Origin of the sequence: uncultured Roseobacter sp. (assembly GCF_947496515.1) — a bacterium.
Taxonomy (GTDB): Bacteria; Pseudomonadota; Alphaproteobacteria; order Rhodobacterales; family Rhodobacteraceae; genus Roseobacter.
The window spans coordinates 59,412-75,937 of record NZ_CANMDB010000001.1; the positions used below are offsets into that span (position 1 = coordinate 59,412).

Genomic DNA, 16,526 nt, shown 5'->3' on the forward strand with positions numbered 1-16,526 from the left:
GCCATGTCCACAGCGCCCAGCCCCTTCGATCCGCAGAGCTTGCGCTACAATGACGCAGGGCTGCTGCCCGCCATCGCCCAGGATGCCGAGACCGGCGAGGTGCTGATGCTGGCCTGGATGAACGCGGCCTCCTTGGAACAAACACTCGCTTCGGGCAATGTCACCTACTGGAGCCGCTCGCGGCAGCAGTTCTGGGTCAAGGGAGAGACCAGCGGCCACCGTCAGACACTGGTGGAGATGCGGCTCGACTGTGACCGAGATTGCCTTTTGATGCTGGTCCGTCAGGTCGGTCCTGCCTGTCACACCGGGCGGCGCAGCTGCTTTTACACGGAAGTGACCGCGGATCAGGAACGGGTGATCGCAGAGCCGATGTGATCCGCGGAGGGCGCGAGCCCCACCATCGCGCGAATGTCGGCGGGCGTGGCCCCTTCCGTTCGAAACGCTGCGATGGCGCGGGCATCGTCCCGCTTGGCCAGCCGCTTGCCGGCCTCATCCCGGATCAGCCCGTGGTGGTGATAGGCGGGTGTCGGCAGCCCCAGCAAGCGCTGCAGCACCACATGGATTTGCGTCGCCTCGAACAGATCCTCCCCGCGGACCACATGGGTGATCCCTTGCGCGGCGTCGTCCACCACCACGCTCAGATGGTAGGAGGTGCCCATGTCCCGCCGGGCCAGCACCACATCACCAACCGTGTCGATCAGCGCCTGCGCCGGCACCCGGATGCGTCCTCGGTGTGCGGGGCCTTCCTCGTCAAAGGCGATCTCCAGCCCCGCCACCGCCGCCGCCATGTTCAGCCGCAGCGCGGCATCGCGGGGCCTTGGACCGGTGGGTCGCCGCCGACAGGTGCCCGGATAGACCGGACCATCGGGGCCGAACGTCACCCCCTCCTGCGGCGCGCTCGCGGCGGCCAGAATGTCGCGCCGCTTGCACGTGCAGGGATAGAGCAGCCCGCACGCCCAGAGCGTCTCCAGCGCCGCCTCGTATCGCGCCATCTGCTCGGACTGCCTCAGCACCGGCGCAGGCCAACGGACCCCCAGCCAGTGCAGATCATCGGTGATCTGTGCCTCCCACTGCGCGCGCGCCCGGCTCCGGTCGATATCCTCGATCCGCAGCAGAAAGACGCCACCCGACCGCACCGCCATGTCATGGGCCAGCAAGGCCGAATAGGCATGCCCCAGATGCAGCGGCCCTGTGGGAGATGGTGCAAAGCGTGTACGGAAAGTCACATCTTCTCAAGGACGTAGACGGTAGACTTCAGGTTGATCCCGGGCAGGTGCGGCCCGTGTTCCCGGAACAGCAACCGCGCCGCGCCGCAGTCGGTCCACTCGCAGATGCGCGCCTCGTTACAGCGGTCGGCCAGGGCGTGATCGTTCAGGGACAGCACCAGAAATCCGCCCTTGCGCAGCCCGCGCATCAGATCATCGAAAACCGACATGGGTGCCGCCCCCGCGCCAATCACGCCGATGGCCGCGACCGCCGCGTAGCCGGTCAGATCCGGCACCCCGTCTCCGGGCGCCCGCAGCGCCAGCGCGCGGTAGAGCCGCTTGGCCCGCGCCTTGGCCAGCATCTCTTCGGAGATATCGACGCCGTCCAATGCGGCAAAGCCCGCCAGTTTCAGCGCCAGCCCCGACAGCCCCGTGCCGCAGCCGAAATCCAGCACCGGTGCGGTCAGATCGGGGACATGTTTGGCCAGCGCTTCGGCACAGCGGCCCGGTGTCACATAGCCGTTTTCGCGCACCTCGGCCTCGTAGCCATCGGACCAATCGTCGTAAAGCGCGCGGGTGTCGTCTGGGTGTCGGGATCCGTAGACCCGGGTCAAGTAAGGTTCCGCCATCCCGGTAAGATAGCCAGTTTGCCTAGGCCGCGTCCAGTACCGCGCCCTGCAGCCAGGTCTGCCAGGCCGCCTTGGCCCGGTCCGTGTAGGCTTTGTAGCGGTCCTTGCGACCACGTCTGCCGCCTCTAAGCCCTTCTACAGGCGGGAAAAGTCCGAAGTTCACGTTCATCGGCTGAAAGGTCTTTGCCTCCGCGCCGCCGGTGATATGGGTGATCAGCGCGCCGGTGGCGGTACACGCGGGCGGTGTGTCCAGCGACTGCCCCAGCATCTCGGAGGCGGCCAGACGTCCCGCCAAAAGACCCATGGCAGCAGATTCCACATATCCCTCCACGCCGGTGATCTGCCCGGCAAAGCGGATGTTGGGCCGGGCGCGCAACCGCATCCGCGCGTCCAGCACCGTGGGCGAATTCAGGAACGTATTGCGATGAATGCCACCCAGCCGGGCAAAGCGCGCATCCTCAAGCCCGGGAATAGATTTGAAAACATCGGCTTGCGCGCCGTACTTCATCTTGGTCTGGAAGCCCACGATGTTGTAGAGCGTGCCCAGCTTGTTGTCGCGCCGCAGTTGCACCACCGCATGCGGCTTCACATCCGGCGCATGGGGGTTCGTGAGCCCCACGGGCTTCATCGGGCCAAAGCGCAGCGTCTCGCGCCCGCGCTCCGCCATCACTTCGATGGGCAGGCAACCGTCAAAGTAGTTCGCGGTCTCGCCCTCGTGAAACTCCGTCTTGTCGGCACCCAGCAGCGCGTCGATGAACGCCTCGTACTGGTCGCGGTCCATGGGGCAGTTGAGGTAGGCCGTGCGCTCCTCCTCCGTCTCGCCCTTGTCATACCGCGACTGCATCCAGGCCTTGGACATATCGATGCTGTCGAAATAGACGATGGGGGCGATGGCGTCGAAAAATGCCAGCGCCTCCGCCCCCGTTTCCGCCGCAATAGCCTGACCGAGCGCGGAGGATGTCAGCGGCCCCGTCGCGATGATCCACTGACCCTCGCGGGGCAGCTCGGTGATCTCGCCATATTCGACCCGCACGTTCGGGTGCGCCATCAGCGCATCGGTCACCGATTGCGCAAAAGGGTCCCGGTCCACCGCCAGCGCGCCGCCCGCGGGCAGCCGGTGCCGATCCGCCGTGCGCATGATCAGACCGTCCGCCGCGCGCATCTCCCAATGCAAAAGCCCCACGGCGTTCTGCTCGTCATCATCGGAGCGGAAGGAGTTGGAGCAGACCATTTCCCCCAAAAGGCCCGTCTGATGCGCAAAGGTGCCGACCTCGGGCCGCATCTCGTGGATCACCACCCGCACGCCCATGTGTGCCGCCTGCCAGGCGGCCTCGGACCCGGCCATGCCGCCGCCCACGATGTGCAATTCTTCTGTCATGCCCCTGCATCTAAGCCAGCGCGCGGCGCCGCGCAACCGATGCCCGCTTGCTCGTCCGGGCGAATTACCGCAGGTTCCGGGGCATCACCGGGGGAAGGGGGGGACGATGGATCTCAAGATGGATGTGCCGGCGCTCAACGCGTTTTTGCAAGGTGTGTTCGAGCAGGTCGCCGATGACTTCATCGTCGAGACCGTCTCGCCCTATCGCCTGACGGTGCGGCTGACCATCGGCGACAAGCATCTGCGTCCCGGTGGCACCATTTCGGGGCCGTCGATGTTCGCGCTGGCGGATGTTGCGGCCTATCTGGTGACGCTGGCCCATATCGGGCCGCAGGCGCTGGCGGTGACCACGAATTGCGCCATCGACTTCATGCGCAAACCCCCCGCTGGTGTTGATCTGATCGGCGAGGCGCGGCTCTTGAAACTGGGCAAGCAGTTGTCGGTCAGCGATGTGATGATAACCTCCCACGGCATGGTGGAGCCGGTGGCCCGCGCCAGCCTCACCTACGCCATTCCGCCTGCGCCCAGAGGGAGAGGATAAAAAAACGGCCGGGACATGCCCGGCCGCAAGGAAGAGGTCTGATGCGTGCACCGGGGAGGTTACACGCGCCAGAACACCTTGGACGCCTCGGTCCGAGCCACCCGCGGTGTCAGCCCCACATCATCCAGCTGCCAATTTTCCAGCTGGCTCAGCGCACGTCTGGTACGGCGCCGCGTGGCCCATTTCGACACAATGACCGCAAACTCCAGCGCCAGCAGCGCAACCGTCGGAATGTCCTTTGCCGTGTTCAGATAGGCGATGGTCCGGTGGGAGGGGGTCATAAGATGTGTCATGGGAATCTCCTGAATTGTATTGACACAATGTAGCGTGATAGCTACGGGTTATTGATACGATGACAGATACAATCGCGCTAGGAAAACATTGTAATGAGTACAATTTGGCAACCTGAGATCACCCAGGGGCAGGGCCCCAAGTATCAGGCCGTTGCCCACAGCATTCGCCAGGGCATTGACGCAGGCGCCCTGCAGCCAGGGGACAAGCTGCCACCGGTGCGGGATCTGGCCTGGCAACTGCAGATCACGCCGGGCACCGTTGCCCGCGCCTACACGATCCTCACCGATGAGGGCACGCTCAACGCCGAGGTGGGCCGCGGTACCTTCGTCGCCCCGCCGCAGCCCGCCCGTGTTCCCGATACACCCATCGAAATCGACGTGATCCGCCACCGGGTGGGGGAGGACCCGGACCCTTACGCGGTCAACCTCTTCTCCCCGCATCTTCCCTGCGTCGGTCAGGACAAGCTGATCCGCCAGCTCTTTGCCGACGTGGCGCAGGAGCCGCCCTCGGGCATCATGCACTACCCCAGCCGCGAAAACTCACGACCCGCGCGCGAGGCCGTCGTCCGCTGGCTGGAGGGCACGCCGCTCGGCCCCTTGGGCGAAAAGGACATCGCCCTCTGCCACGGTGGTCAGAACGGTATCCTGCTGTGCCTCCAGTCGATCCTGACGGGCCGCAAACCCGCGGTGCTGATCGAGGAACTGGCCTATCCGGGCTTTCGCCGGGCGGCCGAGATGCTGCGCGCCGATGTGGTGCCCATCGCCATGGACGCCCATGGCCTGATCCCGCAGGCGTTCGAGCAGGCGGTACGCGCCCATGACGCGCAGGTGCTCTGCACATCGCCCGAGGTTCATAACCCCACCGGCGGCTTCACCCCCACCGCCCGGCGCGAAGAGATCGCGGCGATCGCGCGCCGCTACGATGTGCAGATCCTGGAGGATGACTGCTACCGGATGGGTGTCGACCGCGCGCCCACCTACCGCATGCTGGCGCCGGAGCGTGGCTGGTACGTCTCCTCCATCGCCAAGACGATCACGCCCGCGCTGCGCTTTGGGTTCGCCATCGCACCGGAGGGCAAGTGGTCGGTCCTGCGCCGCACCGCAGAGCACAGCTTTTTCGGTCTCGCCACACCCATCGGCGATGTGGCCGCGCTGCTGCTCTCCCACCCGCAGATCGACGCGCTGGCGCAGGAAACCCGCCGCGCCTTCAACGCCTATGTGCAGCGCGCCGTCAACGTGCTGGGCGGGCACGATCTGACCTGGCGCGAAGACGTGCCGTTTCTGTGGTTACGGCTGCCGCTGGGCTGGCGGGCCGGGGCCTTCTGTCAGGCCGCCGAAGCCGTGGGCGTGCAAATCAGGTCATCCGAGGAATTCGTCTGCCGCGAGGCCCGCGCGCCCCATGCGGTGCGCATGGCCGTGAACGCCGGTGTCTCCATCGGCAGCTTTGAGGCGGCGATGGTCCGCCTGTGTCAATTGCTCGACAATCCGCCGGAGCAAATCAGCGTCTGAAAGTGGGGTAAAATAATACCTATTTTATAAACCTATGATCCAAAACGATTAAATCGTTTTACCAGCGCTTGACGCGACGCCGCGCGCCTTTATAACCCTGCTATCGAATTTGGGTGCCGTCGCGCGCCCGTCACCTCAATCGGGGAACCGTCCATGAAAACCTTTTCTGCAACACCCGCAGATATCGACAAGAAATGGATCCTGATCGACGCCGAAGGTGTCGTTCTGGGCCGTCTCGCATCGATCGTTGCCACGCGCCTGCGCGGCAAGCACAAGCCCTCTTTCACACCGCATATGGATATGGGCGACAACGTGATCATCATCAACGCCGACAAGGTGCAGCTCACCGGCAAGAAGCGCGATGAGCATCACTACTGGCACACCGGCCACCCCGGCGGGATCAAATCGCGCACCAAGGCGCAGATCCTTGAGGGTGCGCACCCCGAGCGCGTGGTGACCCTCGCGGTCAAACGCATGCTGCCCGGCAACCGTCTCAGCCGTCAGATCATGACCAACCTGCGCGTCTATGCAGGCGGCGAGCATCCCCACGAGGCGCAAAGCCCCGAAGTTCTGGACGTGAAATCCATGAACAGCAAAAACACCCGGAGTGCATGAGCATGGCTGACGAAATCAACACACTCGAAGACCTCAAGGACGCCGTGACCGACAACATCGGTGCCGTGCAGGGCGTGGAAACCGAAATGACCCCGCGCGAGCCTGTCCGCGACGACCTGGGCCGCTCCTATGCCACCGGCAAGCGGAAGGATGCGATCGCCCGCGTCTGGATCAAGCCCGGCTCCGGCAAGGTCACCGTCAATGGCAAGCCGCAGAACGATTACTTCGCGCGGCCCGTGCTGCAGATGATCCTGGCCCAGCCTTTCTCGATCACCGGGACAGAAGGCCAGTTTGACGTGACCGCCACGGTCAAAGGTGGCGGGCTCTCCGGTCAGGCCGGTGCGGTCAAGCACGGCGTCTCCAAGGCGCTGCAGCTTTACGATCCCTCCCTGCGCGGCGCACTCAAGGCTGCAGGCTTCCTGACCCGGGACAGCCGCGTGGTGGAGCGCAAGAAATACGGCAAGGCCAAGGCGCGCAAGAGCTTCCAGTTCTCCAAGCGCTAACTCGGCCTCGCTGCCACGATCTCAGGGCCGTCCAAAGGGGGCGGCCCTTTTCGTCTGGGCCACCGGGCCTGCGTTCGGTCGTTGGCGCGACGGCGCCCAAAGGCCTTGCAAGGCCTTTCGCCCCGCCGCACCCCCTGCGCCTGCGCCCGCCCATCGCCACCGGCCGGTCCGGTCACGCTTTGCTCGGAAACCCCACCGTGCGCCCTGTTATCCCAGCCCAACACCTATCCTGCACCGACATAATACCGACGTGATACCGACGGGATACCGACGCGGCTTTGCCCTTGTTTTACTGGGTTAACGGGTGCTTCGCCAGCAGGCGGCCCGCCCGTGTTGCGCGCACGCCGCTTTAACCCATCAGGAGGGGTGCGATGCGGCGCGTTCCGAAAGAGGGGGAGTGGGCTCAGGCGTCGGGTTCGATCAGCCCCAGCCCGCGCAGATAGATGCCGATCCCGCTCTCCAGCAGATCATCCGCCGGAAAGGGCGAGGCACGCCCGGGAGAGTTCCGCGCAAACAGCTCCACCACCCCGTGGCTCAGCGCCCAGATATGCGCCGAGAACATCGGCGCGGGCGGGCGTTTCTCCGCCGGGATATGCTGGCTGAGATCCGTCGCAGCCTTCTCCAGGACCCCGTTGGCCCGCGCGGCGGCGGCGGCCAGTTCCGGGGTGCGGTTGATGGAAATCCCGCTCTCGAACATGGAGATGTAATGCCCGGGATATTTTCGCGCAAAGGCGAGATACGCGCGGCCCGTGGCAGAAAACGCTTCCAAAGCAGACGGTTGGCCGTTCTGATAGGCGTATTCCATCAAGTCGCCAAAGATCTCGTAGCCCTGCAGCGCGCCCTCGGCGATCAGATCCTCGCGCCCTTCGAAGTGACGGTAGACCGCCGCGGGCGTGACGCCTGCCTGCTTGGCGGCTTCTGAGAGGGTGAACCCCATGGGGCCGCGCACCTCGATCAATTCCAATGCGGCGTCGATCAGGGCCTGGCGCAGATTTCCGTGGTGGTAGCCGCGTTTAGGCATCCCAGATATCCGGCCCGCCGCAGACGCCCGCATCCACGGGTCCGATGGCGGCCGCGTCCTTGCGGGCGTAGTCGATCCCGTGCAGCACCGTCCGGATCGCATTGAGCCGCGCGCGCCGCTTGTCATCCGACCGCACCACGGTCCAGGGTGTCTGCGCCGTGTGGCTCCGCTCCAGCGTCTCGGAGATGGCATCCGTGTAGGCATCCCACCGGTTCAGCCCCTCCACGTCGATCCAGCTCAGTTTCCACTGTTTCAGCGGGTCCGCCTCGCGCGCCAGCAGACGGCGCAGCTGCTCGGCGCGCCCCACGTTCATCCACAGCTTGAACAGATGCACCCCGTCCTCCACCAGCATGGTCTCGAAAGGGGTGACCTGATCAAAGAACTGCGCGCGCTGCTCGGGCGTGCAAAAGCCGAAGACCCGCTCGACCACGCCGCGGTTGTACCAGCTGCGATCAAAGAAAACGCATTCGCCTTCGGTGGGCAAATGATTGATATAGCGTTGAAAATACCACTGCCCGCTTTCCACGTCGGTCGGTTTGCCAAGGGCCACGATGCGCGCGCCGCGCGGATTGAGGTTGCTGCGGAACCGTTTGATCGTGCCGCCTTTGCCGGCCCCGTCGCGCCCCTCGAAAACGATCACCACGCGCCCGCCGCTTTCGCGCAGCCAGGCCTGGAGTTTGACCAGCTCGATCTGCAGCGTATGGAGCGCGCGTTCATAGGCCTTGCGGCCCATCCGCTCGGCATGCGGGTAGCTGGGCGAGAGCATGTCGTTCTTGTCGGCACCGCGGATCGCCGCGCGGATCTCCTCGGGTGCTGTCGCCTCGAAAAAGCGACTGATCGCACCGTCAAATGGCAGGGTCATGGGGCTCTCCGCAGCTTGCTCACAGGCTCTATATGGGATGTTAAAGGTTTTAACGCAAACCCGCACGGCTGGCGGCACGGTCGATGGCGGCGACAACCGCCTCCGGGTCGGCGTGGTGCGGCATGTGGCCCACGCCCTCCATCCGGGTGAGCTCGCCGTCCGGCAGCATGCCCGCCAGTGGCTCGGAATGGATATGCAGCGGCACGGTAGTATCTTCGGTTCCGTGCAGGATCTCCACTGGCAAGTCCAAGCTCGGGTAGCGCTGCGACATCTCCTCCACATGCGGGCGGAGCGAATTGACCTGCTGTGCATTGGCGCGTTGGGTCGTGCGGCGCAGGGTCAGATCGGTACCGATATGGTCAATGTAGCCCTCGGGCACCGGCTGCGGCGCAAAGATGGATTCCACACTGTCGTGTACCAGCGGGGCAGGCGCAAAGGCCGCAATCAGCGGCACCAGGATCAGGCTGCCAAATCGCGTATCCAGCAGCCGGTACTGCAGCGTCAGCTCTCCGGGCCAGGGCTGCGACGCGGCACCCAGCAGAACCAGTGCCGCGGTCCGGTCGGGCCGGGACAGGGCCCATGCCAGAGAGACCGCCCCACCGTAGGAGTGGCCGACGACAATGGGGTTCTGCACACCGAGGGCATCGGCAGCCCCTTGCAACATCTCCGCCTGACGAGCGGGCGATTCCGCGGCGGTGCTGAGCACCCCTTCGAACGCCGGGCCCGCCCGGTCCGTCCAGCCAAGGCCGGGGCGGTCCAGGACGATCACGCGGTAGCGGTCCTTGAGCCTGTGCACCAGATCGAAGGTGAAATCGCGCGTACTGCCGGACGCGCCGTGGATCAGAATGACATCGGGCCCGCTGCCGAAGACCTCCGCATGGACCTGCCTGCCCGCCGGTCCGACGAGCTGGCCCGCGGGGGGGAACTCCGCGGCGGCTTTTGCATCGCGTGCATTGGCCCGCCACAGCGTCACCAGAACGAGCAGGACCAGGAAAAGAGCGATATAGCCCAAGGCTTTAAGCACCGATCTGGCTCATATCAAACGGCGTCGACTGGTAGATCGCGTTGATCCAGTTGCCATAAAGCAGATGCGCGTGGCTGCGCCAGCGGTTGAGCGGAGTGCGCGCGGGGTCGTCGCCCGGATAATAATTCACCGGCAGCGTGATCGCCTCGCCCGAGGCCACGTCGCGGTCGTATTCCTGCTTCAGCGTATCGCTGTCGTATTCGAAATGGTTGAAGATATAGAGCGCGCGGTGCGCGGGATCCTCCACCAGACAGGGACCGACCTCGTCACTGCCCAATAGCGTGGTCAGCCCCGGGGCCGCGTCGATCTCTGCCTGCCGCATTTCGGTCCAGCGCGACACGGGGATCACGCAGTCATCGGAAAAGCCGCGGAGATACTGCGAGGCGGGGGCCAGATTGCGGTGCCGGAAACAGCCGAAGGCCTTGGCCTCCAGCATATGTTTGCGAACCCCGTGGAAGTGGTTGATCATCGCCATGCCGCCCCAGCACACGCCAAAGGTGGAATGCACATTGGTCTGCGTCCAGTCCATGACCATGCGCAGCTCGTCCCAGTAAGTCACCTCGTCGAAGGCCAGATGCTCGATGGGTGCGCCGGTGATGATCAGACCGTCGAATTTCTCGTCACGGACCTCCTCGAACGGGCGGTAAAAGCTCTCCATATGCGCGGCGGCAGTGTTGCGGGTCTGATGCTCGGACATGCGGATGAGGCTCAGCTCGATCTGCAGGGGCGTGGCGCCGATCAGCCGGGCGAACTGGTTTTCCGTCTGGATCTTCTTGGGCATCAGGTTGAGCAGTCCGATCCGCAGCGCCCGGATGTCCTGACGCGCGGCCTGATCAGGGTCCATGACCATCACGCCTTCGTTCGTCAGCACGTCATAGGCGGGCAGGTCGGCAGGGATCTTGATGGGCATGGGGATGTTCCGGGCGCTTGTGAGGGTTGTCAGATAGGCGCAAGGGCGCGCAGGCTCAAGGGGCGGGTGCTCACGGGCGCGTCAGAGCTTCGCAGCGATCAGCCTGTCGAAATCCTCAGGAGTGCGCAGCGCAGCCACCTCGTCGGCGGTGACGGTCACGCCCCAGCGGGCCATGGCCGCATACCGCGGCTGCCGGTGGGCCAGTGCGCGGGCGTAGGCAAAGCGCAGGAAATCATCCGGGTCCACCGTCTCCGGGACGGTCCCGGTGTCGCTCAGATAGGCAGCCCATGCAGCGCTCAGAAATTCCGGCTGGTAGGCCATGGGTTTGGGGGCGCGGTCAAAACGGCGGATGAGTTCCTGGGTATGGGCCTCGTCGCCCTTGATCCAGACGATCAGGCAGTGACGCGCAAGCTCCGACAGGATGGGATCGGCATCGTCGTGGGGGTCCACCCATTCGCAGATCGACCCGCCGGTGTCGCAGATGAAATGCGGATAGCCATAGAGCGCCTCGGCCCGCTGGGCGAAATGCGCGGTGTCGTGCAGGGCCGCGATCTCCGCCTGGCGAAACTCCTCCTGACGGCGCTGGTACTCGGTGATGGCCAACCCGCCCTTGCCCGGATCGCCGGGCTTGCCCAGGTAGGTGGCCACGGGTGCCAGATTGTCAAAGGTGATGTTGGAGCCGATGTAGATGCTGTCGCTCATCAACAAGCTGCGCAGGAACGGCACCTTCATGGCCTCCGCCTTGGCGTTGTCGGCGATGCGCTCGCCCATGTAGCGGGTGCCGATACGGTAATCGATGGAGTAGTGGAACCACTCGCCCGACGCGCGCAGCAGGTTCGACATATGCGTCTTGCCCAGTCCCGACATGCCGTAGACCAGCACGGATTTGCGCGGGGCGCCCAGCCACTGGGCAGCGGAGGAATAGAGCATGCGGAAAGGTCCTTGGGGCAGGGGCTGGTCCGAACACCTACCGCCGGGCTCTTAGCGCGTCAATCGACGGGGTCGCGCTGACGTCGGCGCAGCAAATGAGCCGCCCGACCGTCGAGCACCATCAGCCCCACGGCCAGCAGCGCAAAGCCCGCGTAGGCGTTGGCGCCCAGATCCTCCCCCAGCACCCATGCACCCAGCAGGATCGCCACCGGAGGGATCAGCAGGGTGACCAGCATCAGGTTGCCGCTGCCCGCGCGCGCCAGCACATAGTAGTAAAGCAGGTAGGCCCCCGCCGTCGCGATGATGGAGAAGTATCCGATGGCCAGAAAGGTGTCGGCCTGCAGGTCGAGCCGGACGGGCCCTTCGATCAGGAAGGCTGCGGGTACCGAGATCAGGCTGGAGCCGGTGAGCATGCCTGCTGCCGCCACCTGCGGTGATAACCCGGCGAGCTTTTTCCGGGCCCAGACCGCTGCCAGCGCGTAGGAGACCGTGCCGCCGATCACCGCCAGTTGCGCGGCAGAGCGCAGATCGAAGCGCGCCAGATTTTCCAGCCCGATGGCCGTGGCAACGCCGAGAAAGCCTAAGCTGACCCCCACCCCCTTGCGCAGGCTCAACCGTTCATCGGCAAAGAAGACCGCCGCCGCGATCACGCCGAAAACGGCCGTTGCAGCGTTCAGGATCGAGGTCAGCCCGGTCTCGATATGCAGCTGCCCCCAGGCCATCAGACCAAAGGGGATCACATTGTTGAGAAGCCCCATGACGAAGAAGGCGCCCCAGATCCGCGCACCGCGCGGGATCGGCAGGCGCATGGCCATCACCACAACCCAGAGCACCAGCGCCGCCCAAAAGGTGCGATGTGCCACAACCCAGGCGGGCCCGATCTCGTCCAATGCGACGCGGATCGACAGGAACGACGCGCCCCAGAGGAGCCCTAGCAGGAGCAGCGCGCTCCACGCTTTGGGTGAGAGGATCATTTGAGGTGTCATGGCCGCACCCTAGGCGCAGCTGTCCCCGCCAGCCACCCGGATCATGTGCAAAGAAAAACGCCCGGGGAAAGAACCCGAGCGCAGTGATTGTCAGACACTATGATTAAAACTTGTAAGCGACCTTTACACCGATCGCGACGGCGTCGTTGTCTTCGAAGTCCCCGGCTGGAGCGACCGGGCCGGCACGCGTTTCTGTATCGCCGATGCGGATGTACCGAATTCCAGTGGTGATTTCCATGTTGCCTTGGGTGTAGATGGCGGCCAGACCAATACTCTTTTGTCCATCTGACGGTCCGAGGTTGGTGAAAAAGCTGCCACTACTTCGTTCATACCCAAGGCTCGCTGCGAGAGCCCAGTTCGCATTGAGACGGCGTCCTATCCCAAGTGTGTAGGTGGTCACATCATCCTCATAGCTCAGCAGTGAGGTACCGCCGGTAAGCGTCTGATAGTTCGCGGGCGTAAGGTCGAAATCGTCCCAATCGACCCAACGCACACCACCGAACAGCAGCGTTCCCGGCGCAATTCCTGTTTGGAAAGCGAGGTTCACAGACTGAGGTGTTTCAAAATCTGTGTCAGAGATATTTGGCCCGCCGAGAGCGACGGAGTTTTCCGTTGTCTTGTTGCTGTGGCTTACTTCAGAATTGTAGGTCAACGATACGCGCAAAGCGATGTCAGGCCGCTCGTATGCGACACCGGCGACGTAGCCGACACCATAGTCGCTTTCAGCATCGACGTTGTAACCAGTAAGGCTTGCGATAGGGGTGAAGGAGATCTCCGCATTGGCGTCGGTTCGCTGAAGTCTGAGCCCACCGTAAACACTTATTCCGTTGGACATGTTGTATTGTAGCAGGCCGGTCAAAGCTACTGAGTTGAACTCTGCATTTGATCCGGCAGCGAAGTAGCCAGTGCCGTCTGGATAGTCCACCTCGGCCAAGAATGGTTGATCGATAATAAGCGCGTACGACCAGGTATCGTTGATGTCAGCCTTGTAAGCTCCACCAAATTGAAAGTAGCTTGGTGAAATATCGCCTGAGCTCACACCCGCGGTGAAACCGACGCCTTCTCCACTCAGCTCCGGTGACACTCCAGCAAAGCTGAACTCGACATGGCGTCCTTCTTCGAAGAGCACATCGACCGACTGACCCGAACGGTCCAGCGCGCCCGCATGCACCGCGCCGCTTGCCAGACATGTGGCTGTTACAATCGTGAGGTATCTTTTCATGGTTCTCCTCCCCAGAAGACCTGCGTCATTTGAATAAAAGTCGGCGCAGCTAATCACGCATCCTTGATCGGTCAATTGTTGACGCCGGGGAAGCTTGCACTGTGACCTCACGTAAAATCAACTTGGGCGTCGTGTTTCGACCCAAATATTCAAATAATTGCCGCCGAAGATGATCAGAGCACCGAGAAACACCCAGACATCGAGCGCTTCGCCGTAGAGCAGCATGCCGACGATGGCGATCGCGGGCAGGCGGATGAAGTCAATCGGGACCACGACGGTGGCGGGGGCGATGGCCAGCGCATTGGTCATGCAGTAGTGCGCCAGAAGCCCCGCGATGCCGATCATCACCACGTAAGGCAGGCTCGCCGGATCCGGTAGGGCGATGTCGCCATCATATCCGGCGGCGATCACGCCCATGACCAGCTGCATGGTTGTCAGGTAGAACAGGATGCAGGTGATGCTCTGGGTCCGGGTCAGCCGCTTGGTCAGCATGATCGTGAGCGCAAAGAAGATCGCGGAGGAGGCCGCCGTGATCACGCCCGCGTTGATCCCCGCCATATCGGGCCGCGCCACCACCAGAATGCCGATGAACCCCAGAATCGCCGACATCCCCCGCACCGCGGTCAGCCGCTCCCCCAATATGAGCGGTGACAGCACGATCACCCAGAGCGGCGAGGTGAATTCCAGCGCAAAGACCTGCGCCAGCGGTATGACGGTGACCGCGTAGAACCACAGGTTTTGTCCCGTGAAATGCGCCAGATTGCGGAGCAAGTGCGTGCCCAGCTGGTCTTTGCGGATCTCACGCCAGCGGCCCGTCAGCCAGGCCAGCGCCATAACGACCAGCACGCCGATCATGCTGCGGTACATCATGATTTCAAACGTATCGAGCCTGTCCGATACCTCGCGCCCGGCCACCGCCATGGTGGAAAATGAGGCAATCGCGCCGATCATCCACAGGGCGGCAACGCCCACGGTGTTCATTCTGGCAGACCGGTAACGGTGTCATCGCGCGCTATACTCGTGGTTTGCGCAGCCCAGACGCTCGCGTCGGCGCGGGCCTGATGCGCCTCAAAGGCGGCGCTATCCGCAAACCGCTCGCTGACGGCCCAGATCAGCGGATTCTCCGTCGGTGTGACCTCGAAGAACAGACAGCCCGGTTCGGCCCGTGTCAGCGCGATATGCGCGGGCAGGGCGGAGCGCACACGGGCGGCTTCGTCAGGGGTTGCGCAGATCAGCCGCCCGGTGAGGCGCACTTCGGTCATTCCCATTCGATGGTGCCGGGCGGTTTGGAGGTGATGTCGTAGGTCACACGGTTGATGCCGGGCACTTCGTTGATGATGCGCGTCGCCGTCTCGCCCAGAAAGTCGTGGCTGAAGGGGAAGTAATCCGCGGTCATCCCGTCGACGGAGGTCACCGCGCGCAGCGCACAGGCGTAATCGTAGGTGCGCCCATCACCCATGACACCCACCGTGCGCACCGGCAGGATGGCCACAAACGCCTGCCAGATGTCATCGTAGAGCCCGTGGCGGCGGATCTGGTCGATGTAGATCGCATCGGCCTCGCGCAGGATGTCGAGCTTGGCGCGGGTAATCTCGCCGGGGCAGCGGATGGCAAGGCCCGGTCCGGGAAAGGGGTGCCGTCCGATAAAGCTCGGAGGCAGGCCAAGTTCTCGGCCCAGTGCGCGCACCTCGTCTTTGAAGAGTTCGCGCAACGGCTCCACCAGCTGCATGTTCATGCGCTCGGGCAGCCCGCCCACATTGTGATGCGATTTGATGGTGACCGAGGGGCCGCCCGAAAAGGAAACCGATTCGATCACATCCGGGTAGAGCGTGCCCTGCGCCAGAAAATCCGCCCCGCCAATGGCCTTGGCGTGTTTCTCGAAGACCTCGATAAACAGGCCACCGATGATCTTGCGCTTGGTTTCGGGGTCGGAGACCCCGTCGAGCTTGCCCAGAAAGAGCTCCGATTCGTCGGCGTGGATGAGCGGCAGATTGTAGTGCTCGCGGAACATGCCCACGACCTCCGCGCTCTCGTTCTTGCGCATTAACCCGTGGTCCACGTAAACGCAGATCAGCTGATCGCCCACCGCCTCGTGGATCAGAACGGCGGCGACAGAACTATCCACCCCGCCCGACAGCGCGCAGATCACCCGACCGCTGCCCACCTGGTCGCGGATGCGCGCGATAGCCTCCTCGCGGTAGGCGCCCATGGTCCAGTCGCCGGTAAAGCCCGCCAGTCGCACGAAATTCTCGTAAAGCTTGGCGCCGTTGGGGGTGTGGTGCACCTCCGGGTGAAACTGCACGGCATAGAAGTTCCGATCCGTATCCGCAGTCACGGCAAAGGGCGCGTTGGGCGAGGTACCGTAGACCTCAAACCCCGGCGCGATTTGGCTCACGTGATCACCGTGGCTCATCCAGACCTGCTCCCGGTCCGCGGCGAACCACCCCTCCAGCAGGGCCAGCTGGCGCGCCGCAGGCGTGACATAGGCGCGCCCGAATTCCGCGGTGCCCTGGCCGCGGTCCACCTTGCCACCCAGCAGGTGCATCATGACCTGCTGACCGTAGCAGATGCCCAGGATCGGTACGCCAAGCTCAAAGACGCACTTTGGCGGCATCGGCGCGCCATCCGCAAAGACAGACGCGGGGCCGCCCGAAAAGATCACTGCCTTGGGCGCGAAATCGGCCAGAAACGCATCCGTCACCGTGTTGAACGGGTGGATCTCGCAGTAAACATTCAGCTCGCGCAGGCGGCGGGCGATCAGCTGGGTCACCTGGCTGCCGAAATCGATGATTAAGAGGCGGTCGTGTTGGGCTGTGTTCATAAACGCTGATTAGGGGCGGCGCTGCCAAGTGGCAAGGGTGCGATGATTGCCCGCCGCCGGAGCCGGGCGGATATTTC

The 16,526-nt window shown here is 63.9% G+C and carries 19 protein-coding genes; 5 read left to right on the forward strand and 14 right to left on the reverse strand.

Annotated features, from left to right (window positions below; all coding sequences use genetic code 11):
* The first annotated feature begins 3 nt into the window (after positions 1-3).
* Positions 4-375 carry a phosphoribosyl-AMP cyclohydrolase gene (gene hisI / locus Q1A53_RS00330; RefSeq protein ID WP_299961841.1) on the forward strand — a complete coding sequence of 124 codons (372 nt, stop codon included), beginning with the start codon at positions 4-6 and terminating at the stop codon, positions 373-375.
* Here hisI and gluQRS read toward each other — a convergent pair.
* Genes gluQRS through trmFO form a run of 3 tightly spaced genes read right to left on the reverse strand, consistent with a single transcriptional unit; the run spans position 345 to position 3,212 of the window.
* Entirely contained in the window at positions 345-1,226 is an 882-nt protein-coding gene (gene gluQRS / locus Q1A53_RS00335; protein ID WP_299961843.1) for a tRNA glutamyl-Q(34) synthetase GluQRS, read from the reverse strand. The two genes, hisI and gluQRS, sit on opposite strands and share 31 nt — an antisense overlap.
* Positions 1,223-1,834, reverse strand: coding sequence for a methyltransferase domain-containing protein (locus tag Q1A53_RS00340; protein WP_299961845.1), 612 nt, complete (start codon positions 1,832-1,834; stop codon positions 1,223-1,225). The genes gluQRS and Q1A53_RS00340 overlap by 4 nt, the downstream gene beginning before the upstream one ends.
* Before the next feature lie 22 nt (positions 1,835-1,856).
* Positions 1,857-3,212, reverse strand: coding sequence for a methylenetetrahydrofolate--tRNA-(uracil(54)-C(5))-methyltransferase (FADH(2)-oxidizing) TrmFO (gene trmFO / locus Q1A53_RS00345; protein WP_299961847.1), 1,356 nt, complete (start codon positions 3,210-3,212; stop codon positions 1,857-1,859).
* 106 nt (positions 3,213-3,318) lie between these two features.
* Between trmFO and Q1A53_RS00350 the strand changes: the two genes are divergently transcribed.
* Positions 3,319-3,753: a PaaI family thioesterase gene (locus Q1A53_RS00350; RefSeq protein ID WP_299961849.1), complete on the forward strand. Its 435-nt coding sequence runs from the start codon at positions 3,319-3,321 to the stop codon at positions 3,751-3,753.
* 59 nt (positions 3,754-3,812) lie between these two features.
* Here Q1A53_RS00350 and Q1A53_RS00355 read toward each other — a convergent pair whose 3' ends face one another.
* Positions 3,813-4,046: a DUF1127 domain-containing protein gene (locus tag Q1A53_RS00355; RefSeq protein WP_299961851.1), complete on the reverse strand. Its 234-nt coding sequence runs from the start codon at positions 4,044-4,046 to the stop codon at positions 3,813-3,815.
* Between the two features lie 93 nt (positions 4,047-4,139).
* Here Q1A53_RS00355 and Q1A53_RS00360 point away from each other — a divergent pair, with 93 nt between their 5' ends.
* From Q1A53_RS00360 to rpsI, 3 genes are all read left to right on the forward strand, one after another.
* The gene (locus Q1A53_RS00360) at positions 4,140-5,555 is read left to right on the forward strand and encodes a PLP-dependent aminotransferase family protein (protein WP_299961853.1); all 1,416 of its coding nucleotides are present in this window, start codon (positions 4,140-4,142) and stop codon (positions 5,553-5,555) included.
* A 153-nt stretch (positions 5,556-5,708) separates the two neighbouring features.
* Positions 5,709-6,170, forward strand: coding sequence for a 50S ribosomal protein L13 (rplM, locus tag Q1A53_RS00365; RefSeq protein WP_299961855.1), 462 nt, complete (start codon positions 5,709-5,711; stop codon positions 6,168-6,170).
* Between the two features lie 2 nt (positions 6,171-6,172).
* Positions 6,173-6,673, forward strand: coding sequence for a 30S ribosomal protein S9 (gene rpsI / locus Q1A53_RS00370; protein WP_299961856.1), 501 nt, complete (start codon positions 6,173-6,175; stop codon positions 6,671-6,673).
* Positions 6,674-7,076: 403 nt separating this feature from the next.
* Here rpsI and Q1A53_RS00375 read toward each other — a convergent pair whose 3' ends face one another.
* The 10 genes from Q1A53_RS00375 to guaA all read right to left on the reverse strand — a co-directional run bounded on the left by Q1A53_RS00375 (position 7,077) and on the right by guaA (position 16,449).
* Positions 7,077-7,694: a TetR/AcrR family transcriptional regulator gene (locus Q1A53_RS00375; protein WP_299961858.1), complete on the reverse strand. Its 618-nt coding sequence runs from the start codon at positions 7,692-7,694 to the stop codon at positions 7,077-7,079.
* Entirely contained in the window at positions 7,687-8,556 is an 870-nt protein-coding gene (gene ppk2 / locus Q1A53_RS00380) for a polyphosphate kinase 2 (RefSeq protein WP_299961860.1), read from the reverse strand. The genes Q1A53_RS00375 and ppk2 overlap by 8 nt, the downstream gene beginning before the upstream one ends.
* Before the next feature lie 49 nt (positions 8,557-8,605).
* Positions 8,606-9,580 carry an alpha/beta hydrolase gene (locus tag Q1A53_RS00385; RefSeq protein ID WP_299961862.1) on the reverse strand — a complete coding sequence of 325 codons (975 nt, stop codon included), beginning with the start codon at positions 9,578-9,580 and terminating at the stop codon, positions 8,606-8,608.
* Positions 9,573-10,490 (reverse strand): homoserine O-succinyltransferase, encoded by a 918-nt coding sequence (gene metA / locus Q1A53_RS00390; RefSeq protein ID WP_299961863.1) that lies wholly within the window; start codon positions 10,488-10,490, stop codon positions 9,573-9,575. Before metA ends, Q1A53_RS00385 begins: the two co-directional genes overlap by 8 nt.
* Positions 10,491-10,571: 81 nt before the next feature.
* Entirely contained in the window at positions 10,572-11,420 is an 849-nt protein-coding gene (locus Q1A53_RS00395; protein ID WP_299961865.1) for an ATPase, read from the reverse strand.
* 59 nt (positions 11,421-11,479) lie between these two features.
* Positions 11,480-12,406 carry a DMT family transporter gene (locus Q1A53_RS00400; RefSeq protein WP_299961867.1) on the reverse strand — a complete coding sequence of 309 codons (927 nt, stop codon included), beginning with the start codon at positions 12,404-12,406 and terminating at the stop codon, positions 11,480-11,482.
* A 103-nt stretch (positions 12,407-12,509) separates the two neighbouring features.
* Entirely contained in the window at positions 12,510-13,628 is a 1,119-nt protein-coding gene (locus tag Q1A53_RS00405; RefSeq protein WP_299961869.1) for an outer membrane protein transport protein, read from the reverse strand.
* 117 nt (positions 13,629-13,745) lie between these two features.
* Positions 13,746-14,609, reverse strand: coding sequence for a DMT family transporter (locus Q1A53_RS00410; RefSeq protein WP_299961870.1), 864 nt, complete (start codon positions 14,607-14,609; stop codon positions 13,746-13,748).
* The gene (locus tag Q1A53_RS00415; protein WP_299961872.1) at positions 14,606-14,890 is read right to left on the reverse strand and encodes an antibiotic biosynthesis monooxygenase; all 285 of its coding nucleotides are present in this window, start codon (positions 14,888-14,890) and stop codon (positions 14,606-14,608) included. The genes Q1A53_RS00410 and Q1A53_RS00415 overlap by 4 nt, the downstream gene beginning before the upstream one ends.
* The gene (gene guaA / locus Q1A53_RS00420; RefSeq protein ID WP_299961874.1) at positions 14,887-16,449 is read right to left on the reverse strand and encodes a glutamine-hydrolyzing GMP synthase; all 1,563 of its coding nucleotides are present in this window, start codon (positions 16,447-16,449) and stop codon (positions 14,887-14,889) included. Before guaA ends, Q1A53_RS00415 begins: the two co-directional genes overlap by 4 nt.
* Positions 16,450-16,526: the final 77 nt, after the last annotated feature.

Coding starts and splice junctions, on each gene's coding strand:
- hisI (WP_299961841.1), top strand. CDS start 4: ATGTCCACAGCGCCCAGCCCCTTCGATCCGCAGAGCTTGCGCTACAAT.
- Q1A53_RS00340 (WP_299961845.1), bottom strand. CDS start 1,834: ATGGCGGAACCTTACTTGACCCGGGTCTACGGATCCCGACACCCAGAC.
- trmFO (WP_299961847.1), bottom strand. CDS start 3,212: ATGACAGAAGAATTGCACATCGTGGGCGGCGGCATGGCCGGGTCCGAG.
- Q1A53_RS00350 (WP_299961849.1), top strand. CDS start 3,319: ATGGATCTCAAGATGGATGTGCCGGCGCTCAACGCGTTTTTGCAAGGT.
- Q1A53_RS00355 (WP_299961851.1), bottom strand. CDS start 4,046: ATGACACATCTTATGACCCCCTCCCACCGGACCATCGCCTATCTGAAC.
- Q1A53_RS00360 (WP_299961853.1), top strand. CDS start 4,140: ATGAGTACAATTTGGCAACCTGAGATCACCCAGGGGCAGGGCCCCAAG.
- rplM (WP_299961855.1), top strand. CDS start 5,709: ATGAAAACCTTTTCTGCAACACCCGCAGATATCGACAAGAAATGGATC.
- rpsI (WP_299961856.1), top strand. CDS start 6,173: ATGGCTGACGAAATCAACACACTCGAAGACCTCAAGGACGCCGTGACC.
- Q1A53_RS00375 (WP_299961858.1), bottom strand. CDS start 7,694: ATGCCTAAACGCGGCTACCACCACGGAAATCTGCGCCAGGCCCTGATC.
- ppk2 (WP_299961860.1), bottom strand. CDS start 8,556: ATGACCCTGCCATTTGACGGTGCGATCAGTCGCTTTTTCGAGGCGACA.
- metA (WP_299961863.1), bottom strand. CDS start 10,490: ATGCCCATCAAGATCCCTGCCGACCTGCCCGCCTATGACGTGCTGACG.
- Q1A53_RS00395 (WP_299961865.1), bottom strand. CDS start 11,420: ATGCTCTATTCCTCCGCTGCCCAGTGGCTGGGCGCCCCGCGCAAATCC.
- Q1A53_RS00400 (WP_299961867.1), bottom strand. CDS start 12,406: ATGACACCTCAAATGATCCTCTCACCCAAAGCGTGGAGCGCGCTGCTC.
- Q1A53_RS00405 (WP_299961869.1), bottom strand. CDS start 13,628: ATGAAAAGATACCTCACGATTGTAACAGCCACATGTCTGGCAAGCGGC.
- Q1A53_RS00410 (WP_299961870.1), bottom strand. CDS start 14,609: ATGAACACCGTGGGCGTTGCCGCCCTGTGGATGATCGGCGCGATTGCC.
- Q1A53_RS00415 (WP_299961872.1), bottom strand. CDS start 14,890: ATGACCGAAGTGCGCCTCACCGGGCGGCTGATCTGCGCAACCCCTGAC.
- guaA (WP_299961874.1), bottom strand. CDS start 16,449: ATGAACACAGCCCAACACGACCGCCTCTTAATCATCGATTTCGGCAGC.